Origin of the sequence: Endozoicomonas sp. SCSIO W0465 (assembly GCF_023716865.1) — a bacterium.
Lineage (GTDB): Bacteria > Pseudomonadota > Gammaproteobacteria > Pseudomonadales > Endozoicomonadaceae > Endozoicomonas.
Genome location: NZ_CP092417.1, coordinates 103,754 through 125,171, shown reverse-complemented (window position 1 = coordinate 125,171; position 21,418 = coordinate 103,754). Strand labels below are relative to the sequence as shown.

The following is a 21,418-nucleotide window of genomic DNA, read 5'->3' as shown; positions in this document are numbered from 1 at the left end:
GGATCGCCATCCACGGAAGAAGCGTCTGAAGCTGACCCAGCGCCGGGCAAAGTTCAAGGCCCAGAAAGTCGCCCGTCGCCTGAACCGGAGGTAGGGATGCCACAGCTTAACCAGACGGAAACCATAGACAGGCTCTTTCTGGAGCTGAGCCAGGTCACCAACGCCTTCACCGGCCGGGAGCTGGCTCTGGCCAGAGCCATCGAACGAGCTTTCATTGCGGGACTGGGCATCGGCAATGCCCCTGGCTTCTCCATGTTTGACTCAACAGAGCAATGGGAAAAATACCGTGACCTGATACTGACCGACTTCAAGCCCATCATCGAGACGGCCAGTCCCCAGTAACAAAACCAACAATAAAAAAGGTAAATGTTATGGAACAACAAAATACTGCACTGGGTTTTCTTAATATCAATTCAGACGTTGAAACAATGTCCAGTTGCGAAATTGCAGACCTCACAGGCAAGCAGCACGCCCATGTAAAACGTGACATTGAAAATATGTGCATCCAGATGGAATGGGATGTCTCCAAGTTTGGAGGCATCTATATTGACGCACAAAACAGGAAACAAACCGAATACAGGCTTCCCCGGTTTGAAAGTGAAGTGCTGATCACAGGCTACGATGTTCAACGTCGAGCCGCCGTCATTCAACGATGGTACGCTCTGGAATCCGGCCAATCACAGCCCATGATTCAGCAGGAGAATCAACCCTCCCCGCACCAACTGCTGGAGCTCCACATGGACGCCAGCCTCAAAGCCATCACCTTTGCCAGAGAGTTCGGCCTTAACGGTAACCAGGCCATGCTGGCGGCAGATCGCATGGTCAAGAAACGCCTCGACTTTTCCCCACTGGAAGAAATGGGTCACCCCGCCCTGATCGCCCCGGTCAAAGCCCCGCTTTACACAGTTACCGAGCTGGGCAAACTGTCCGATCCGGTCTTCTCAGCCGTCAATATGAACCTGCACCTTCACGACCACGGATTGCAGGTCAGGGTGGGCGATCAGTGGACGCCTACCGACAAGGGCAAGCCGTTCTGTGAAATGCTCGACGTGGGCAAGCATCACGGTGACGGCACACCCGTCAAGCAACTGAAGTGGTACGCCTCTGTACTGCCAACGCTCACCAAACCATGGCGGCGCTACATCACGCCAAAACCGGCAGAAAAGACACCAGCGCCAGAACCAAAGCCCACACCGCCAACCGTTGCAGAGGATCAACCTGACACCGGGAAACCCGTCATCACCCGACAGCATAAAAGTCGCCGAAGCAGTGACCGAATGCGGGGCCGCTACGGCCTGCCGGATCACTTCTCCATCTATGAACTAGCCGACGAGCTGGAGCTGCAAAAAGGCTACATAGAGGACGTACTGAAAAAGCACCGCATCATTAAATGGAAGCCCATGAAGCACAGCGGCAAATTCGTCCTGACCGACACTGGCTGGCACTACGGAAAAATGTATGACCCGTCAACAAAGCAGTTCCGTGAGAAGGGTAAGCGGGTGATGACCACCCAATGCCAGCCTGTCTTTGGCTACGACATTTTGAAGTTTTTTATGTAGGGGTAGGGATATGGAACAGAAAAAGCTAATGCGGGTGACTGATATACTTCGGGAATACCATCTCTCGAAATCGACCTTGGCTCTTATTGGATTACAGACTGTTCCCAGATTGAACCTGGCTGAAGCACTTATCATTAAAGGCTCTCAGAGCTTTGCTCGGCAATTTGCCCTCAAGCCTTACATTGCGTGGTCCACATCCAATTTTCACTGCAGAGCAGTTCGGAAATCAAATAGAGCCTCGACCTTTTACAAAATCATCCGTAATGGTGAGTTTCCTGAGCCGGTATCATTGGGTAAAGGCATTCAAAAATTATACCGCCGCAGTGATGTTGAAGCATTTTTTGGCTGCTGACAGGCATGCCCATTCATGCATTTATAAACGGCGCAATAGTATCCAGGTAAATACGTTGCGCCGCCCTTCTTTCCTCAAAATGATCATCCGTATTGTAAACATCATCCACTCCCTTTTTCCTGTGCCCAAGACACGCTTCTGCCACTTCATAGGATATTTTGTTCTTGGACATAAACGTCCTTCCTGTACGCCGCAGGGAGTGTGGAGCCCATACCTTGATATGATTTAACTTCCCCTTTTTGTACTGATACTCAACCCAATTACGCAAGGTATTGGGGCATACCCCACCATCATCCACTGCAAATACATAGTCACTGTCTGGATAAAATTCATTGGCTTCTTTTATCCATCCAACTACCTCTGGTTCTAGTGGGATTAGCTCATGAATCCATTTTTTTGTATTCCTTAAAAAATCAGGAGTTCTCCAACACCCCTTATTCAAATCAACATCACTCATTTTCATGGCAACCAACTCTCTAACCCGTAAGGTTAATGCCGTTTTTACCGCCAGCATCAAATAGTTCCTACGGTTATAAAGACGTTGATTTCTGAAATGTTCAAAGACGGCTTCTAGTTCATCCATCGACAGTGTACGAGTGTTTTTAGAGATATGAGTACTGGCATCCTTGCTTTCAAAGCCAAAACTCGGATTTTTCTCTGTCAGTCTCAACCGGTTTGCCAATTTATAGACCCGCTGGATCACACTCAGCACCTTCTTGCCCGTGGTTTTTATTCCAGCCTTGCGTATTTGGTTAAGCTTTCTCTCAATAACAATAGGTTGTATGGCATCTAACTTCATGGGACCGAAATCAGTTTCAAGATAAGTTCTATAAGCCGAGTCATAGCTTTCACTCACCCCTTTTTCTTTAAGAAGCTCATAGGCTTCGCCGAATGTTTCAATCACCTCAAAAGTACCAGAAACGGCCAGACTGTCCTGTATAGCTGACAACCGTGCCCTGGCTTCCGACAGCGTTAAAAACTTATAGTCCCCAACCTTTACATCCTTACGCTTACCATCAATAAAGACCCTTCCATACCAAGTGCTTCTTTTTTTCCCCACAGAAAGAAGCAAGTTCTTACCGCAACTGTGCATACCTGGCTTTTTTAATAATGCCTTGACCTGTTGAGCGTTTTTCATTGATGACTACCGTTGTTATTTTTCGAGTGTTGTAAAATTTTCTTTTTCCTCAAAACAGTATTTTTTTTACAACGATTTCACAACACTTTACAACACACCAACCCCATCCAAGAAAGACACATACGTACCAGTACGAACATACTAATAAATATAAATAACTGATTTAAAACCAGAAAAAGACAAAAAAAACCAATTACAAACTCTTTACAAAAGTAGACGGGAATTATAACGAAATTGACCCGTTTGTATGCACACAATCCTTCAGGCTATCGAATAATGCCTGATCCAGGACAGAAATACTGAAGCCGGATAATAAAAAAGGGAAGACAGCGCTTCCCTTTATAACATGGCTATTTTGGCAGTACTTTAATCAGCAATCAGCCCGAATCAGCCCGGCACCAATCACCCCAGTGATGGACCTGCAACCAGCAGAGCCTTACCCTCTTCGTTATCGGTAAACTTGACAAAGTTGGTAATAAAGCGGTCCGCCAGGTCACGGGCCTTACGCTCCCACTCTGCAGGGTCTTCATAGGTATCCTGAGGGTTCAAAATACTGTCGTCAACACCGGCAACACGCTGTGGTACATGTAACCCGAAGAAAGGCAGAGTGCTGGTTTCTGCCTTATCGATAGAGCCATCCAGAATGGCATCAATGATTGCCCGGGTTGCCTTAATGGAGATACGTTTACCAGTACCATTCCATCCGGTATTCACCAGATAAGCGGTAGCACCATGAGCTTCCATTTTTTTAACCAGTTCTTCTGCGTACTTGGTCGGATGCAGTGTCAGGAATGCAGCCCCAAAACAGGAGGAGAAAGTGGGTGTTGGCTCAGTGATACCACGCTCAGTGCCTGCCAGCTTAGCGGTAAAACCAGACAGGAAGTGGTACTTGGTCTGCTCAGGCGTCAGTCGGGATACCGGTGGCAAGACACCAAAAGCATCAGCGGTCAGGAAGATCACTTTCCTGGCGTGGCCGGCCTTGGATACCGGCTTAACAATATTGTCGATATGGTACAGGGGGTAAGAAACCCGGGTATTCTCGGTTTTAGAGCCGTCATCAAAGTCTATTTTGCCCTGAGCATCAACCGTTACGTTTTCCAACAGAGCATCACGACGAATGGCGTGAAAAATCTCAGGCTCATTCTCTTCTCTCAGGTTAATGGTCTTCGCATAACACCCGCCTTCAAAATTGAAGACACCATCATCATCCCAACCGTGTTCATCATCACCGATCAATGCCCGTTTTGGATCTGCAGAGAGTGTGGTTTTACCGGTTCCGGACAGGCCAAAGAAAATGGCCGTATCACCCTGCTCACCAACATTGGCAGAACAGTGCATGGACGCTATGCCCCTGAGCGGCAGAAGGTAGTTCATCATAGAGAACATGCCTTTCTTCATTTCACCGCCATACCAGGTGCCACCAATCACCTGAATGCGTTCCGTTAAGTTGAATGCCACAAAGTTTTCAGAGTTCAGGCCATGCTCCTGCCATTTAGGATTGGTGCATTTTGCGCCATTCATCACAATAAAGTCAGGGTCAAAACCCACCAGTTCATCGTCGCCGGGCCGGATAAACATGTTCTTCACGAAGTGTGCCTGCCACGCCACTTCGGTAACAAAGCGGACACTCAGGCGTGTTTCAGGGTTGGCTCCGCAGAAGCCGTCAATAATAAACAGGCGCTTGCCGGAAAGTTGATTGGTGACCAGTGATTTAAGATCTGCCCAGGTTTCTTCTGTAATGGCCTTGTTATCATTTTTCCCCTGATCCGACCACCAGATAGTATCCCGGGTCGTATCGTCCTTGACGATATATTTATCCTTCGGCGAACGGCCAGTGAAGATACCGGTATCCACCGACACTGCCCCCATTTCAGTAACCACCCCTTTTTCATAGCCTTCCAGTTCCGGACGGGTTTCCTCCTCAAACAGCGTGTCATAAGAAGGGTTGTAAACCACATCAAGGACATCCTTGATTCCGACGGCAGCCAGAGCTTCCTTTACGTTTACATGGGCCATGCAAAGTTCTCCTAAGGCAATATGCTCAACTTAACGTTTTGTGTTGTTAGATTATGATAATTCTTGTGGCGCGCTATGATAGGGTATCGAACTAACTATTTAAATATAACCCTGACATTACCGGTTATAGAGCCCTCTATTCACGCCTGAGTGTTAACTGAGTCTGGTAAAAGACGTTAAACCTTTATCGGTTTAAAAGTGTTGCCCCGTGTCAAATTTATCATCAGTCACTGGAAGAAAACACAAGTGCACACTTTCATCGTTCTCTCTCGCCAATGAACTCACGACGAGTTAGCAAAACCTGGCACCACACAACAAAGGCAGGCAGAAAAAACAACATAAGACAATATTTGGCTATCTAGCCAGAAATTTGAATAAATTCCTGACCAGTTAAAAAGGAAGGAAACCAGAGAGCCTCAGTGTATTGGCGTTTTTTCGCTAAAGATTGAATCGATATCCTCTTTCCCAAAAACATATTGGTGATTACAGAACTGACAGTCCATGGCAACCTGCCCTTCTTCTTTAACAATTGACTCAATCTCTTTACGATCCAGAGTACTGATGATCTTTGCACTTCGCTCATGCGAACAGGTACAGACGAAACGAACCGGTTCTTTTGCAAAAATTCGAACCGTTTCTTCATGAAACAGTCTGAGCAGCAGCGTTTCATGGTTCAGATCCAACAGCTCAGCGTTCTGAACGGTTTCCGCAAGCGCCGTCATGCGATTCCAGGATTCGGTGCGAATGTCTTCACAGAGCTCAACACTGGCAGGCAAAGCCTGCAGCAGTAAACCGCCACAAGTTTGACCATCACAAGCTAACCACAGACGGGTCTGTAATTGCACGGACTGGGCAAAATAATCTTCAAGACTTGCAGCCAGTGTCTCCTTTTCCAGGGGAACAATGCCCTGGTAACGTTTCCCTTTGACCGGATCGACGGTAATCAACAGGCTGGCTTTGCCCAGAAGTTCCTGCAGATCACCTTCAGAAATATCATCCCTGAACTGCGCTACCGCTCTGAAAGACTTCTGATCTGTACATTCCACCATTAGCAGGGTTAAAGGCCCATCCCCCCTGGCCTGAAGTGTAAGTAAACCCTCAAACTTCAATGTAGTGCTCAACAAGACCACAGAAGCCACCAGCTCTCCCAGAAGTCGTCTGACAATCTCTGGGTAGTCGTGAGCGGCCAAAGCATCAACATAGCTGTTGTTAAGGGAAACGATCTCACCGCGAATATCGGTATTTTCAAAGATAAAACGTTGTACAGCGTTATCAGTTCTGCTCATGAGCAACATTCCGTTCCGGGCTTATCAGTAAACAGACGACAGTAGAAAAGTACCGACTAAATACAAGCAAACCATTGATTTACAAAGAAACATAATATTGAAAATAGCGCATTATATTACGATTCAAAGAAAAACACTTCGCCGTGTTTATAGCTTCTCAAGCTAAATCGCTGTTTGGCTATACTCAAAAGATGCTATCTTGACTGGGAAAAGGACATGCAAAAAGGGCCAGGCATTCATAAAACAACTTCCATACCATCCCATCTCACATCCCCTCAGAAAGTAGGGGAATCCACGGTAACTGATCCAGCCAAACCGCAAACCGCTACAGGGACTGACTCTCTGAACAATGGTTTGCCTCTCAATAAAAGAAGCACTGAAAGTGCTGAAGCAGCCTCTCACGTCAACACAAAAAAAATGGAAATTGACAGCCTGAAAGATCAGTACATAAGTAGCTGTCACCAACTGACAGACTTACGGGGGAAGAGAAAAATAGCCTCCAGTTTGGACAAAATTGAAGCATTCATAGCTAACCCAAACAGATACACAGCCAAGTGTGGATTTGAAATTAAATATGTATCTAATTCCGGGGAAGTAATAACCTTGCTTCCTCCTCAGATAGATATGATCGAAAGCCGGCAGAAAGAATTACTAAATGCGTTATCAACCAGAATTGACGAATTCAAGGAAGCATTTGTTAATAATGGAAGAGAGCAAGTGCTTAACGAAGCGATTGAAACAACAGAAGTTACTGTTAAAGAGTTACGTGAAAAGTTAGAGCTTAAGGGTATTGATTCCCGTGATCTGTATTCTGAAACCTTAAATAGCAGACAATTTGAACTCACTGCTGATTTACCAAGCTGGCCACCTTCACCTTCACCTTCACCTTCACCTTCACCTTCACCTTCACCTTCACCTTCACCTTCACCTTCACCTTCACCTTCAGAAGCCAAAAAAAATGACCGCTTTGTATTCGAAGTCAAGTCTCCCGATAGCCACTCTGAGAACGATCATCACGAAAGACCAAAGGCTACTCCGGGAACGATTTCTAACCACGCCGCTCAACAGCAAGAAGAAGCAAATAAACAGAGACTGGCAGACTTGCTTAAGTCCTCTGAAGGGAGTACTTCTTCTAAAGCCTTTGGGACTCAGATCAGCGAAGAAGAAATTCCGAAAGCTGGCTCTGCAGGCCTCTCTCATGAAAATCCGGGTATCCCATCATCAAGCCCACCGGTAACACCAGTTACACTGCCTACTGACTTTCATAGCCCTTTATCATCTTCGACGTCAGATTCTCTTTCAATGTCCGGGGAAGATACGGCAGTTGTATATGAACGGAGATCATTTAATGAGGGTGCTGTACAACGAATTTTGGCAGCCCAGAAAGAACATAAGCAAGGGAGGTCAACCTATACGCACTCAGAACCCGTTGGCGATGACATTTATTCTCATGATCATTATCTGGAGGTTATTAATGGTGCTGATAACGAGGATCTACCGAAGATATACATGTTCTTTGAGGGTCAGGAAGGTACTACAGAATATGCAAGACTGTTTAAAGAACGCTTAACTGAAGAATTCAAGGGATATATTGATCAGAATAGTAAAGATTCACTGGCGGACATTTCTGATACTGAGGTTTTCAACATCTTATATAACACCTTTTCACAGGCAGAAATAAACCCGGTTATACCAAGAGACTTTGCCATGGTCATCGACATTAATGAAAATAAATGGCTGATAAATCAGAAACACGTTAGGGATTTAAGAGTACTTTATGCCCAACATAACTCAACCCAGGTTGTAGAGTTACAAGTGGACAATACCAATACAGGAATCGCAACTCAGCTAGCCTGTGAACTATCCGGAAAGACTGACGCCAACGACGAGGAAGTAAAAAACGCCAAACAACAATGTGCAATTTCTAAATTACCGCCAAGACCCGATGCAGCAGGCTTTTTGATCCTTCAGGGGACAGGGGCAGATAAGTTGATGACCGACCCGGAGTTATTAGATCTTATAAATGCCCCTGAACACCGTGAAAAGGAGATTGAAAATGTAGAAGATGATGTATGCAATAGCCTGGAAGCAGAAATTGAACGACGCTATCGAAGTCAGTCTTCTGACATTATTAAGCCAGTGGTTTTAATCTACTAGAGAGAAGGAGCTGGCACCTTTGGATCGGGTGCTGGGGATCGGGTGCTGGTACCGCAAATGATGACCAATTTGCAGAGCTGACGTTTTTTAACCACCTAACTGCCAGCTCTTCGGAACTGTAAATTCGACATTTTCAAGCAACCTGCCCACTGACGCCAGAACACGGTATCGCGCATAGGTTTCCTGATAGATGGCCGAGGTTAAACTATTGCTGGACTGAAATAATTCATTCTCGCTGTCCAGCAAGTCCAGCAGCGTACGCTTACCAATATTAAATTGCTCTTTGTATGCTGCAACCGTCTCCCGGCTGGAAGCTTCATGAAGTAATAAATACCCACGTTGTGCGCCTATAAACTGAAAAGCCGCCCAGGCGATACGCATTCTTTCTTCTACATCTCTCATGACCCTGGCTTTCTGGGAGCGCCGCTCTTCTGCCTGATGAGCACTCTCCATCAAACGGGCCCTGTCACCGCCACCCCGGAACAAATTATAGCGAAGCCTTACCATGGCGACCGTATCATCATAATCTCCCAGTTGACCATCAGCATTGCGTTTCCAGCTTTGGTCTAACTCAGCATCCAGGGACGGAAGATAACTGCTTTTACGGGAAGAATATGCATATTCTGATGATTCAACATCCAGTTCAGCTGCTTTTACACTGGGATGATCCTGCCTGCCTTTTTTAATCGCATTCTGCAAATTTTCTGGCAAATCAAGATGTTCAAAACCGGGAAACTCCAAATCGCCGGGATTATGCCCTACTAATGCACGATACTCACTTTCAGCATCCATCAGATTATTTCTGGCACTAATAAGGTTCGCATTGGCTCGTGCTCGGCGCCCCTCCACCTGAATCAAATCAGAGCTTCGGGCAACCCCTTGACTGGCACGACGTTCAATCTGATCAAAAATTTCGTGATGAATCTCCAGGTTTTCTTCTGCCAGCTCAACCAAATCACGATGCTCAAGCACTTTGAGATAAACATTGATAACCTGTAAAGCCAGATCTTCCAGGGTAGAGTAGAGCCGCCAATGCTCAGCCTCAGCACCTTTTCGGGCACCCTTAACGTTGTACCAGGTATTAAAACCGGCAAAAAGGTTCTGTTTCAGAGATAATGAAGCTTCTTTGCGGGTGAACCTTTCCCCATCCGTATCCGCACTGGTGTCCTTTTTCTGTCCACCAATACCTGCTGCAATATCCAGCGTTGGCCAGAAATCAGCAGCCACAACATCAATATTCACCTGCTCAGCCTTCAGACGGCTAAGGGCAACTTTTGCCTGAGGATTTGAACGCAGAGCCTGGCCCAGAGCCTCATCCAGGGATTCAGCGGAAACGTCAGTATTCCATGCAAACAGGCCTGAGAACATGCTGATAAGCAGAAATTGAAAACGGTCCATGAAGATACCTGTTTCTTCCGTACTGAGATTTATTATCTTGATAGATCGCCATGAATAGCCGGGACTTTATAGCTGGTTTGAAAAATCGTGACTTGTAACCATCGCACTTCTGGTCAGCAATGACCAACTTATGATAAAAACAGCATAATAAGCGGTCCAGATATCCGGTTGAATCAGAATTAGGCCATTGGGAACGGATCGACAAGAACGAATGACAGTGAACCATTTTCGCCTCATTTGAGGATTGCCGGGGAAATAACATGCACGATGGCGAAAAAATCGTCGGAAAAGACCTCAAGGTCATGATTATTGATGACAGCAAGACGATTCGTCGTACTGCTGAAACACTGCTGGCAAAAGCAGGTTGCCAGGTGGTTACCGCCACCGATGGCTTTGACTCATTGGCAAAAATCGCCGAGTCCGAACCAGACATCATCTTTGTCGATATCATGATGCCTCGTCTTGACGGCTATCAAACCTGTGCGCTGATTAAAAATAACAGCGCATTTAAAAAGATTCCTGTCATCATGCTATCGAGTAAGGATGGCCTCTTCGACCGTGCCAGAGGACGAATTGCCGGTTCAGATTACTACCTGACCAAACCATTCAGCCGTGATGAGCTCTTCGGAACTATTCGGGAACACTGTCCTGATTATGCTCTGGCCGTTTAAACAAATGTGCATGAAAAGCCCTTGACTGGGTCTCTACCGATGAGACCAAGAAGACTTTCAGCAAAAATTTAAAGCAAGTAACCAAGTTTGGTGCGGTCCAGTGAACACTACTGGGCCAAAAGAACCGGGGGAATTTATGGCTAAGGTATTAATTGTTGACGATTCACCAACTGAGCTGTACCAGCTGAGTGCAATGCTTGAGAAACATGGGTATACCGTATTGACTGCTGACAATGGTGCCGATGGTGTTGCCCTATGCCGGGCAGAGCAGCCTGACGCCGTCCTGATGGATATTGTCATGCCGGGCTTGAATGGCTTTCAAGCTACCCGCCAGCTCTCTAAAGATGGAACCACCGACCATATCCCGGTAATTATCGTAACCACCAAGGATCAGGAAACCGACCGGGTCTGGGGCATGCGTCAGGGTGCCAAAAATTATCTGATTAAACCTATCAAGGAAAACCTGTTGCTGGAGACCCTGAACGAAGTCTTGAGTGATGTTGCCGCCTGAATCAGGCTTACCTGCGCCAGATAGCGATCCCGGAAAACTATCCCACCAGGTCTGTCTCACATTCGTCACTTTGAATTGTTAAGGGAACCGTTAAGGAAAGGAGTATAATGACCAGCTCCACTCATCCATTCGACTATTTGGAAACACTTGAGCAAAGTGCTTCCCTGTACAGCGCTCAAATCCCTGTAGAGCAAACTGATCTGAACTATTGGCAGGGTGTCAGCTTTTTGCTGGATAGTCAGCATTACATGGTACAGGTTGGTTCAATATCCGAAATCCTTCCGGTTCCCCAGACGACCCCGTTACCGGGTGTTCAACGGTGGGTCAGGGGATTAGCAAACGTCCGGGGACGTCTGATACCCGTTATCAGCCTGGGAGACTTCCTGAACAGTAACCATAGCCGTTCTGTTTCCAGTAAACCCAACCCCAACAACCGGATGCTTGTCATCGAGAAGAAAGATATTTCAGTTGGCCTCGTCGTTGATGAAGTAAAAGGTATGCAGCAGTTTACCGCCAGCAGCCACTCCGATGAGATACCGACATCAGTTCCGGAAAGTGTTCATCCATTTACTCGGGGCTCATATTTCAAAGATCAACACTATGTCGTATTCAGTGTTGAAGGACTCGTCACCAACGAGCGTTTTTTACAAGCCGCCAGCGAATAAACAGGATTTTGATTTCAAATCAGAAATCGGGGAATAAACCATGAAAGGCTATCAAGCGAAGAGGGGACAGGGAAGCAAGGCGCACAAAGCAACGATCGCTTCGATCACAATGCTGGTGCTGTCCCTGTTAGTGATGACTGGTGCATTTATCTATAATGACCAGCAATCCCGGCTACTTCACACCCATGCAACCAATGCAGGTGAGCTCAGGGTTCTTTCCCAGCAGATTGCCAAAAACGCCTCAGAAGCAGCCTCTGGTAAAGAAGAGGCCTTTCCCCTGTTGAAAGAAGCAACGTCGATGTTTGACCAATATATTGGTGAATTGAATCGCGCCAGGCTTTCCGTTATCCCCTTTACTGACACTACCAATAGCGCTGCAGCCCTGCAGATTGAAGCGCTGAATGCTGCATGGACTGAAATGAAGGTTGAAGCTGACAGTATTCTCTCTGCACAGGATAACGTACTGTCTATGCATGATGTTGCCAACACACTGAGTGAAACCATTCCCCAGCTGCAAATTGAATACGACGAGGTCGTAGAAATCCTTTTGGAAAATAATGCGCCCGCTAACCAGATTGCCATGGCTCAGCGCCAACCCTGGCTGGCAGAACGAATTATCCGCAGTGTCGCCAAGGTTCTGGAAGGTGATGAAGACGCCATCATGGCCGCTGACAGCTTTGGTCGCGATGCCAAGCTGTTCGGGCGGGTACTGGATGGTATGTTGGCAGGTAATATTGCCATGCGCATCAGTCAGGTGTCGGATGATGAGGCCATTGACCGTCTTAGGGAGATTACTGACCTTTTTGAATTCATTGATGGCAGCATTGATAAGATTCTGGAAACCTCTCCTGAACTGTTCCAGGTACGCACGGCATCCAACACCATCTTCACCGATTCACAACAACTGCTGCAGCAAACATCGGTACTGGCAGACACCCTGTCCGCATCCACCGTTGAGCAGAAGACACTTGAGCTGACCATCATGGCCTCCGGTGTACTTTCCCTCCTGTTTATCTTTCTGACGGCAATGTCCATCATTATGGATACCCGCCGTCGCTTGAAGGAAACGGAACATCAGAATCAGGCGATCGAGGCTCAAAACACAGCAACCGAGGCTCAGAACGACGCTAACCAGAAGGCTATCCTGCGACTTCTTGATGAAATGGCCGACCTGGCAGATGGTGACCTGACAGTTAAAGCCAGTGTCACCGAAGACTTTACCGGTGCTATTGCCGACTCCATTAACTTCTCCATTGAACAACTGCGAGCCCTGGTAAACACCATCAACCAGACTGCCGTTAAGGTAGATGCAGCCGCCCAGGAAACACAGGCCACCGCCCGACTGCTGGCCGAAGCTTCCGACCACCAGGCTCAGGAGATCGGGGCTACGACCCAGTCCGTGAACCAGATGGCAGAGTCCATTGACAAGGTCTCCAGCGAAGCATCTGACTCTGCTGATGTGGCCGAGCGCTCGGTACAGATCGCGGCTAACGGTGGATTGGTCGTACGAAATACCATCAATGGCATGACCACTATCCGTGAACAGATTCAGGATACCTCCAAGCGTCTTAAGCGACTGGGCGAATCCTCCCAGGAGATCGGCGATATCATCTCACTGATTAACGAAATTGCAGACCAGACCAATATTCTATCCCTGAACGCCGCTATCCAGGCCTCCATGGCGGGTGAATCAGGTCGAGGCTTTGCCGTCGTTGCCGATGAGATTCAACGCCTGGCAGAACGTGTCTCGGCGGCAACCAAACAGGTAGAAGCCCTGGTATCGACCATCCAGACGGACACCAACGAAGCGGTCATTTCCATGGAGCAAACCACTTCTGAAGTGGTACATGGCGCTCGTCTGGCGCAGGATGCCGGCGTTGCACTGGAAGAGATTGAGCAGGTATCCAATAGCCTGTCAGGCCTGATCCGGAACATTTCGGAAACCGCAAGAGTTCAGTCACAGTTTGCCTCACAGATCTCCAATCGCATGGTGGCCATCCGGGATATTTCTATTCAAACTTCCTCAGGTACCGAGGCAACCGCCCAATCTATCGGGGATTTGGCCGGTATGGCAATGGAAATGCGTCAGTCGGTTACTGGCTTCAAACTGCCTGAAGTCACAGAGTCCTGACACCGGAAAACTGACTCCGCAAGAGACGAGAGCATGAGAACAAGCACAATACCCACCGCTCAAGCGCTCTTGTTAAAACAGGTGCCGTTGTTAAATGGAGTGTTAAATAGAGTGTTAACAAAAGCACTAACAGAAGCGGAAATGGTAGCTTGAACGGGAGCCAGGCATGGTCGAACAGCGTGAATACATAGGTCTGGACTGGGTTATCGGAGAGATTGAGAGCACTCTCACTGAAGCCCGTCAGGATCTTGAACAGTATGCTGATTCAACAGACAAAGTTGAGTTTCTGGAGAGTTGTCGTGCAAAAATCCAGCAAATTCACAGCACGCTGAAGATATTGAAACAGAATGGAGCCCGGCTACTTACCCGGGAAATTCTTCTGTTAATAGACAGCCTGAAGACAACTTCAGTTGCTAATGATCAGGAACAACTGGTCGTGCTGATTCAAGCGATGCTTCAGCTGCCAGGCTATCTTGCCCATACCTCCAGGTCTGGCAAGGATACCCCCGGCCTGCTGAAGAATCTGCTCAGTGAAATGCGCCAACTGCGCGGGCAGCAGTCTTTATCCGACATTGATTTTTTCGCGCCGGCCATCGTTCACACAATTACACCGATCCCGGAAGCACAGCTGAACAAGCTACAGGCTAGCGGCTTTACTGTTCTGGTTCGTAAAATACGTCAAAAATATCAGCTATGTCTTGCCGGCGTTCTCAGAAACAGTCAGCGGGAGCAGCAACTGACGATCATAGGCAAAATATTTGCCAAACTGCAGAATCTTTGCTGGGACTCACCAATATCGCCACTATGGGATGCCTGCACCGCATTTTCAGAGGGCCTCAAGGAAGGCTCTATTGCGATAGACAATCATGCCATCACCATCCTTCGAGAGATGGACAAAGAGCTCAAGTGCTTGTCCAATGAGGAGGCCAAACGGCTGAACACCCCTCCATCGGAAGAGATACTGAGAGAGATTCTTTATCGAATTGCTAAAGCGAACAGTCGAAATGCGCTTATCCTCTCTCTGCAGCAACGGTACTCTTTGGACCAAGCGCTGGAGTCAAAGCCTGAGGATAACAACCTGATCAGTCTTGATGCAGCCACGCCCGTGGTGAAGGCCATCAAGGAGCAGCTGGCATACATAAAAGACGCACTGGATCTTTACCAGCTGAACCCCGAAGACAATAAATCCAGACTTCAGGAGCAGCTGGCTACCAGCCAACAAATCTCTGACACATTATCCATGCTTGGCCTCGACCCGTTGCAGAAAATCATGCAGAAAGCGCATCAAAATCTGCAATTGATTCTTAGCGGTGACCACTCGCCCGGGATAATTAACGATACGCTGATCCATTCGGCTGCACAGCTGCTTGAGGTGGAGTCCGGACTGAACCAGTTCATGGGCGTCAACCGTTCGATAACCGATCAGCACTCTGTACCAGCGCAGATAAATGATATTCACCAAACGGTGATTCATGAGGCTCGACAAAATCTGGAGCAGGCCAAAAGTGCCGTGGTGGACTACCTTGGCAGTGATCATAATCAAGAGTTCCTGGCCAAGTTGCTATCCCTGATAAAAAGCATCCGGGGGGGGCTTGCCATTATTCCCCTGAGCCGTGTTGCTGAGTTAATCAGTCGCTGTTCCGGGCATATTCAGCATCAGTGGCTGGATAAAAACCTAAAGCCCAGCCTGGACGAGATGGAAGCGTTGGCAGACACATTGTCCAGTCTTGAATACTATCTGGAACAATTGAGTGGCGGAGCTTCCTCCCACGGTGAAAAGACCCTGGATATTATTCAGGAAAGCCTTGATAAACTTGAATCATCGGTTGAGGCAGCAATAGCAGCACCTCAAGCTCCGGTCGTCTCTTCCACCCCACAGCCAAAGGCTAAAGCCAACCCTTTCGCTGTGCAACTGCTGTCGGACCAGGAGATCGCTGCTCTGCCGCAAGAAGCGGCTGACCATGACGTAATCGAATTCCACTACGAAGAACCTCTATCATCAGCTACCGGTACCATTGCTTCCGGTGAAAAAGAACCATCCTATGGTCCAACGATAGAGTTCACAACCGATAGTTTGAGTCCTGCTCAAGAAATTACCGGGGAACAGAGCACTCCCTGCTCTCCTTCTATCGGTATAGTCGATATGGGGAACCTGATTCCAGAAGCCGTACCGATTGAAAGCCTGGAGCAAGTCAGTGAGGACCCGATACTGACGGTTGATTTTTCTCTGGGTGAAGATGATGAAGACGACGATCTCCATGAAATCTTCGTCGAAGAGGCGACAGATGTTCAACAGCAGCTAAAAGCCCTGATTCCAGCATGGCTTGGTAATCTCAACGATACAGCCACGACCAATGAGATAAGAAGAGCCTTTCATACTCTGAAAGGCAGTGGTCGTATGATTGGTGCTGAGGTTATTGGTGAGCTGGCATGGTCAGTGGAAAACATGCTGAGCAGCGTGATCGAAGGTTCTGTTCCCGCGTCTGAGCCAATGGCTGAGCTACTCAATGAAATCATCGCCATGCTGCCTGAACTGGTGAATGATTTTGCCATCGACAGTCAGCAACTGACCCCGGAAGTTCTGCTTTGCATGGAGAAAGCAGACGCACTGGGCAAAGGGGTCAACTTTGTTGTTGATTATGAGGAACTGGCAGAACCTGACCCGCAAGAACCCGCAATGATGTTTGGCAACATTGTGGAGGACGTGGAAGACCTGGAGGACGTGGAAGACAGTGCGGAGGAAAGTGCCAAAGCGGCTCTGGATAGCAACTTTGATGAACTGATAGAACTCTCACAAACAGAGGAAATAAGTAATCCCGTCACTGCAGAGCAAACCGTTGAGCCGGATACTGAATATGATCAACAGCTACTGGAAATTTTTGACCATGAAGCCAGAAGTCATCTCAGTGTTGTAAAAGAGTTTATTGATAGCGGCCATCAATTGGGTGGTGACATCCAGATCACTGATACTGTCCAGCGAGCACTGCACACCCTCAAAGGCAGTGCGTTTATGGCAGACATTACGCCGCTTGCTGAGCTGATTGCCGCGATCGAAAAGACCATCAAGGAGTTCCGGGCGCATCTGGTGCCAGCTGATAGCCAGGTCATCAGCATGCTGGAACAGGGGGTAGAGCTGATTGAAGATGCACTGCAACAGCTTCAGGCAGCCCCGAACGCTCTGGAGCTGAAAGTTGATAACTTCCTGAACTGGCTTAACGCGCTTCATAATCAACTGCTCAGCAACAGCCTGGAAGATGAGTTCGCCCCGGAACGCCTTTCAGAAAAACAGCCTACAGGCCAGCAGGCAGCACTTTTCCTGGCGGGCGATCTTGACCTGTTACTTAATGCCAGCAGCTACCTGGAAAAATGGGTTCACAGTACTCCCCACGAGGAGCTTGATCGGTTCAAGTTTGAACTGAAAGTGCTGGCCGAGAATGCCTTTGCAGCTGGACTGTCAGTGATTGCAGAACTCTGTGATGTGTTACATGATGTCTGCATTTACCTGGAAGCTCATGAAACCGGGCTTCCCGAGCCGTTACTGTCACCATTTACTGACGGCTTTGAAGCCCTGGTTGAAATGATGAATCAGGTGGCTTCACAGCAAACGCCTGAACCGCCACACGCGGTGTTCAGTGCTCTGCGTGAAGCACTCGAGTCTTTGCTGTTTGAACAGACAGTATTGAGTGAAACCGGGGCCTCTGCTGAGCCAGACGAAACGTTTGAAGAGCATCCGGAGAATCATGACGTTGAGGTATTTCTTGATTTTGAGGCAGAGCCAGAAACAGACTTATCAATAACGGAAGATAATCCTTTCGAATCCATTACCCGGCAGCCCGGCAGTGATCCTGTTGCTTCAGAAAGTACACCTTTTGCTCCTCTCATCGATGAGTCAGAGTCCGATCAGGCACTACTCAAGCTGTTCATTGAAGAGGCTTATGAGCTGCTTGAAGACTCAGCCCAGTCTCTGGAAACCTGGCTAAGCAATACCAGCGATTTACAACCGGTTCATGAGCTTCAACGATGCCTGCACACCCTGAAAGGGGGAGCATTGATGGCTGAGCTTAATGAACTTGGAGAGCTAAGCCATGCGCTGGAAGATGTCTATGAATCCATTGCCAATGGCAGCTGTGAGCCTGAAAGAGCCCCTCTTGCGCTGATTCAGAAAACTCACGATACCATAGAGACAACACTGAAGGCGCTTGGCCATGAGAAGCCATCCCCTGATGCGCAGCGCATGCTGGAAGAACTCAGGCTGTGGAAGAGTAGACTTAACGCCAGTCATGCACCAACTAAAGATCCTGATGCGCTTCCGGACTACCTGGGGCATTCATCGCGCAGCAAACTGCTCACTCATGGGTTGGATGACGACCAATGGGTAAAAAACCCTTCAGCACTGTCAGTACCTGATCTACCGGGTCAGTTAACTGGACCGGTACCGGAACCTGTTTCTACCATCCGGGTAGTCACTAAGCCCACAGCCGATGTCGAAGAGGCAACGCTTCAGCCCTCATTCAGTGAAACGGTCCGGATTCCCCCAGAACTGCTGGAAAGCCTGATCAACCTTGCCGGGGAAATCAGCATCAACCGCTCCCGCATTGAGCAGCAGGCAGCAGATGCGACCAGAACACTTGAAGAGATGAATCGAACCATTCTCAGGGTCAGGGAACAGTTGCGGCGCCTTGATATTGAGACACAGAGCCAGATTATCTCCCGGCACCAGGGTGATCTTGGTAATAATCCTGATTTTGATCCCCTGGAGATGGACCAGTACTCAGAACTGTCACAACTCTCTCACTCGCTGGTTGAATCCGCATCTGACCTTATGGATCTGCGCGAGGCTCTGCAGGAAAAAAACCGGGATACCGACAGCTTGCTCCAGCAGCAGTCCAGAACCCAGATGGAGTTACAGGAACAGCTGATGAAAACCCGGATGGTATCTTTCAGTCGACTGGTTCCCAGGCTGCGCAAGATTGTCCGTCAGGTGTCTGATGACCTGAACAAACCCGTCGAGCTTCTGGTCAGTAATGCCGAAGGTGAGATGGACAGAGCCATGCTTGAGCGGATGCTTGCCCCCCTTGGCCATTTACTGCGAAATGCCATTGGTCACGGCATTGAAGATTCATTAGAAGAAAGACAGCAGTCAGGAAAGCCGGAAGCAGGACAGATTTTTTTATCTATCCGCCGGGATGGTGCTGATGTTGTGGTTGAGTTGTCTGACGACGGTCGCGGAATTGATATCAAGGCCGTGAAAGTTAAAGCGATTAAACAAAAGCTGATCAGTCCTGACGAGCCGATAACGGATCAGGAAGCCATCGAACTGATCATGAAGTCCGGATTCAGTACTGCAACCCATGTGACTCATCTTTCTGGCCGTGGTGTCGGGCTGGATGTCGTGAATAACTCGATTCGCCAACTCGGTGGCAGCATACAGGTTAAGTCTGAGGCCGGGCTGGGCACACAATTTTCCTTCAGGCTGCCATTTACACTGTCCAGTAACCGTGCATTGATGGTGCAAGTAGGGAGCAGTCTGTACGCTCTGCCAATGCATGCTATTGACGGTATCTCTATGGTGCCAGCATCCATACTGGCCGATTGCTACAGAAACAGGACTCCGCTCGTCTATGGCAATGGCACAGAGCACCAGCTGATCTACATGGGCGCTCTTATCGGCAGTGCCACCCCCAAAATAAGCGACAGTCAATGTCCGGTCGTGATGGTGCAAAGAGGTAGTGAGAATATTGCGGTTCAAGTTGATGCTATCGTGGGTAGCCGGGAAATCATTACCAAGAGCCTGGGAATTCAGTTCTCTGGTCTTGCCGGGGTAAACGGTGCAACCATTCTTGGTGATGGTCGGGTAGTGGTTATTCTTGATCCAGCGGCACTTTACCGCAAACATCAGCGTTTCCTTCAAGAAGCCAAACCTGACGCCATGGAAAGACATGACCTTGATAACAGCGATCAGGCTACCAGAGTACTGGTGGTCGACGACTCGGTTACCGTAAGAAAAGTCACCAGTCGCCTGCTCACCCGTCAAGGGTATGAGGTCATATCTGCACGGGATGGCGTGGAGGCCATGACATATCTCTCGGAGCGCAAGCCGGACATCATGCTGCTGGATATCGAAATGCCGCGTATGGATGGTTTTGAGGTGGCCAGTGCAGTCAGGAATGACCCGGAGCTTCAGGATCTGCCGATTATCATGATCACCTCCAGAACCGGCGAGAAACACCGGAACCGAGCCTTCAGCCTTGGTGTGAATGAATACATCGGTAAGCCTTTCCAGGAAGGTCCATTACTCGCAGCCATTGAAAAGCTGATTGCGGTTGAGACAGTCTGATAACAGAGCTTCCCGGGAAGCTCTGCTCTTAACAAATGCCACCACAGCGATCCAGTACCAGAATCAAGAGGAAACCATGTCCGGAAGCCACCAGCCTATCTCCCCCGTGCTAATGCCTATGCAGCAGCGTCCCCTGCTGATACCCTCAGCCTGCATCGCCGATATTGAAAATTACAGTCGCCCGGAACCAAACTACCCGGAAGCCGAATGGCTGCTGGGAGACCTTAATTGGCGAGGAGCAAAGATCCCGGTTGTTTCCTTTGAGAGACTGAACCGGGGGCGATTTGCAGAGTTCTCTGCCACCAACCGCATAGCCGTCATGCATCGCACCAGCAAAAATAACCGCCTGCCATTCTATGCCATGGTGGTGCAGGGGGTTCCGCAACCATTAACACTGGTACGTGAAGAAGTCCGGAGTGCGACAGATGAAACAGGACCAATGGAGAAGTACCGGGTGCTTCTGAGAGAAGTGCCTGCTTCAATTCCGGACCTATATCTTCTGGAACAAAAAATAAACGAGGTGATTTCAGGCTATAAACATGAAGTCGTTCAGGAGACGGGAGAAATGAGTGAATAAGCACTTATTTCTCCCGTCATGCAAGATGATAAAACCAGTGATTTATTCTCGGATAACCTAACCCGGACTTAATTAAGACTGCCTGGAAGCAACATAATCAGTCAGTTCTGCAACCTGAGCGGTAGCAACAAACTCGCCATCCATGAAGAAATTAACTTCCTCACCGGACTTTTCACCTCGCATAGTGGCCTGCTTGCCATCAGTGTAAGTCACTTGCATTTCAATAGTATTCTCATCAACCTGCTGGAAAGAAGTAGTAGAAACACCTTCCAGAGGTACTTCGGTCATGGACTTATCCAGCTTATTGTTGACCTTGAAGATGGCTTCTACAGGCGTATCAACAATCGCTGGAGATTTACCGGTAATTGGGTTGGTTCCGGTCCAGAACTCGATGGTATTGAAGATGAAAAAGTCTGCAGTGGCTGCAATACCGTAAACCGGACTGAGCAGCATGAACAGTCCGGCACGGCCATAACGGTTGTCGACAACTGACAGGTTAGCCTTGGTCACCATCGCCGAGGTACCCATCTGCCCCATACAGCCAGTCATTGATGTCGCAAAAACAGCAACAGCCAGTGCTTTAATCGCCACCTTTTTCATGAATCCGTCATTCAGCACCC

At 48.4% G+C, this 21,418-nt stretch carries 15 protein-coding genes; 10 read left to right on the top strand and 5 right to left on the bottom strand.

Annotation, left to right across the window (positions count from 1 at the left end; genetic code table 11):
- Positions 1-96 precede the first annotated feature (96 nt).
- Genes MJO57_RS00490 through MJO57_RS00480 form a run of 3 tightly spaced genes read left to right on the top strand, consistent with a single transcriptional unit; the run spans position 97 to position 1,911 of the window.
- On the top strand, positions 97-342 hold the full coding sequence (locus MJO57_RS00490; RefSeq protein ID WP_252022023.1) for a hypothetical protein: 246 nt from the start codon (positions 97-99) through the stop codon (positions 340-342).
- Between the two features lie 29 nt (positions 343-371).
- Positions 372-1,559 (top strand): Rha family transcriptional regulator, encoded by a 1,188-nt coding sequence (locus tag MJO57_RS00485; RefSeq protein WP_252022022.1) that lies wholly within the window; start codon positions 372-374, stop codon positions 1,557-1,559.
- A 10-nt stretch (positions 1,560-1,569) separates the two neighbouring features.
- Positions 1,570-1,911 carry an AlpA family transcriptional regulator gene (locus tag MJO57_RS00480; protein ID WP_252022021.1) on the top strand — a complete coding sequence of 114 codons (342 nt, stop codon included), beginning with the start codon at positions 1,570-1,572 and terminating at the stop codon, positions 1,909-1,911.
- 13 nt (positions 1,912-1,924) lie between these two features.
- Here MJO57_RS00480 and MJO57_RS00475 read toward each other — a convergent pair whose 3' ends face one another.
- The 3 genes from MJO57_RS00475 to hslO form a co-directional block, all read right to left on the bottom strand.
- Positions 1,925-3,049 (bottom strand): integrase family protein, encoded by a 1,125-nt coding sequence (locus MJO57_RS00475; protein ID WP_252022020.1) that lies wholly within the window; start codon positions 3,047-3,049, stop codon positions 1,925-1,927.
- Between the two features lie 402 nt (positions 3,050-3,451).
- Complete coding sequence (pckA, locus tag MJO57_RS00470) at positions 3,452-5,065, bottom strand: phosphoenolpyruvate carboxykinase (ATP) (protein ID WP_252022019.1); 1,614 nt, start codon at positions 5,063-5,065, stop codon at positions 3,452-3,454.
- Positions 5,066-5,481: 416 nt separating this feature from the next.
- On the bottom strand, positions 5,482-6,351 hold the full coding sequence (gene hslO / locus MJO57_RS00465) for an Hsp33 family molecular chaperone HslO (protein WP_252022018.1): 870 nt from the start codon (positions 6,349-6,351) through the stop codon (positions 5,482-5,484).
- A gap of 174 nt (positions 6,352-6,525) precedes the next feature.
- On the opposite strand from hslO, the gene MJO57_RS00460 reads away from it, so the two are divergent.
- On the top strand, positions 6,526-8,508 hold the full coding sequence (locus MJO57_RS00460) for a hypothetical protein (RefSeq protein ID WP_252022017.1): 1,983 nt from the start codon (positions 6,526-6,528) through the stop codon (positions 8,506-8,508).
- Positions 8,509-8,595: 87 nt separating this feature from the next.
- On the opposite strand, the gene MJO57_RS00455 is transcribed toward MJO57_RS00460, so the two are convergent.
- A complete protein-coding gene (locus MJO57_RS00455; protein ID WP_252026874.1) occupies positions 8,596-9,876 on the bottom strand; it encodes a TolC family outer membrane protein in 1,281 nt (426 codons plus the stop codon).
- Positions 9,877-10,166: 290 nt separating this feature from the next.
- Here MJO57_RS00455 and MJO57_RS00450 point away from each other — a divergent pair, with 290 nt between their 5' ends.
- The 6 genes from MJO57_RS00450 (at position 10,167) to MJO57_RS00425 (ending at position 20,798) form a co-directional block, all read left to right on the top strand.
- Positions 10,167-10,577, top strand: a complete 411-nt coding sequence (locus MJO57_RS00450) for a PleD family two-component system response regulator (protein WP_252022016.1) — start codon at positions 10,167-10,169, stop codon at positions 10,575-10,577.
- A 136-nt stretch (positions 10,578-10,713) separates the two neighbouring features.
- Positions 10,714-11,088, top strand: coding sequence for a twitching motility response regulator PilH (pilH, locus tag MJO57_RS00445; RefSeq protein WP_252026872.1), 375 nt, complete (start codon positions 10,714-10,716; stop codon positions 11,086-11,088).
- Between the two features lie 107 nt (positions 11,089-11,195).
- Complete coding sequence (locus tag MJO57_RS00440; RefSeq protein ID WP_252022015.1) at positions 11,196-11,753, top strand: chemotaxis protein CheW; 558 nt, start codon at positions 11,196-11,198, stop codon at positions 11,751-11,753.
- 133 nt (positions 11,754-11,886) lie between these two features.
- Entirely contained in the window at positions 11,887-13,884 is a 1,998-nt protein-coding gene (locus MJO57_RS00435) for a methyl-accepting chemotaxis protein (protein WP_371924854.1), read from the top strand.
- A 166-nt stretch (positions 13,885-14,050) separates the two neighbouring features.
- Positions 14,051-20,221 carry an Hpt domain-containing protein gene (locus MJO57_RS00430; protein WP_252022011.1) on the top strand — a complete coding sequence of 2,057 codons (6,171 nt, stop codon included), beginning with the start codon at positions 14,051-14,053 and terminating at the stop codon, positions 20,219-20,221.
- 118 nt (positions 20,222-20,339) lie between these two features.
- On the top strand, positions 20,340-20,798 hold the full coding sequence (locus MJO57_RS00425; RefSeq protein ID WP_252022009.1) for a chemotaxis protein CheW: 459 nt from the start codon (positions 20,340-20,342) through the stop codon (positions 20,796-20,798).
- 72 nt (positions 20,799-20,870) lie between these two features.
- Here the strand turns inward: MJO57_RS00425 and MJO57_RS00420 are convergent, their stop codons facing one another.
- A complete protein-coding gene (locus MJO57_RS00420; RefSeq protein WP_252022007.1) occupies positions 20,871-21,416 on the bottom strand; it encodes a DUF3332 domain-containing protein in 546 nt (181 codons plus the stop codon).
- Positions 21,417-21,418 lie beyond the last annotated feature (2 nt).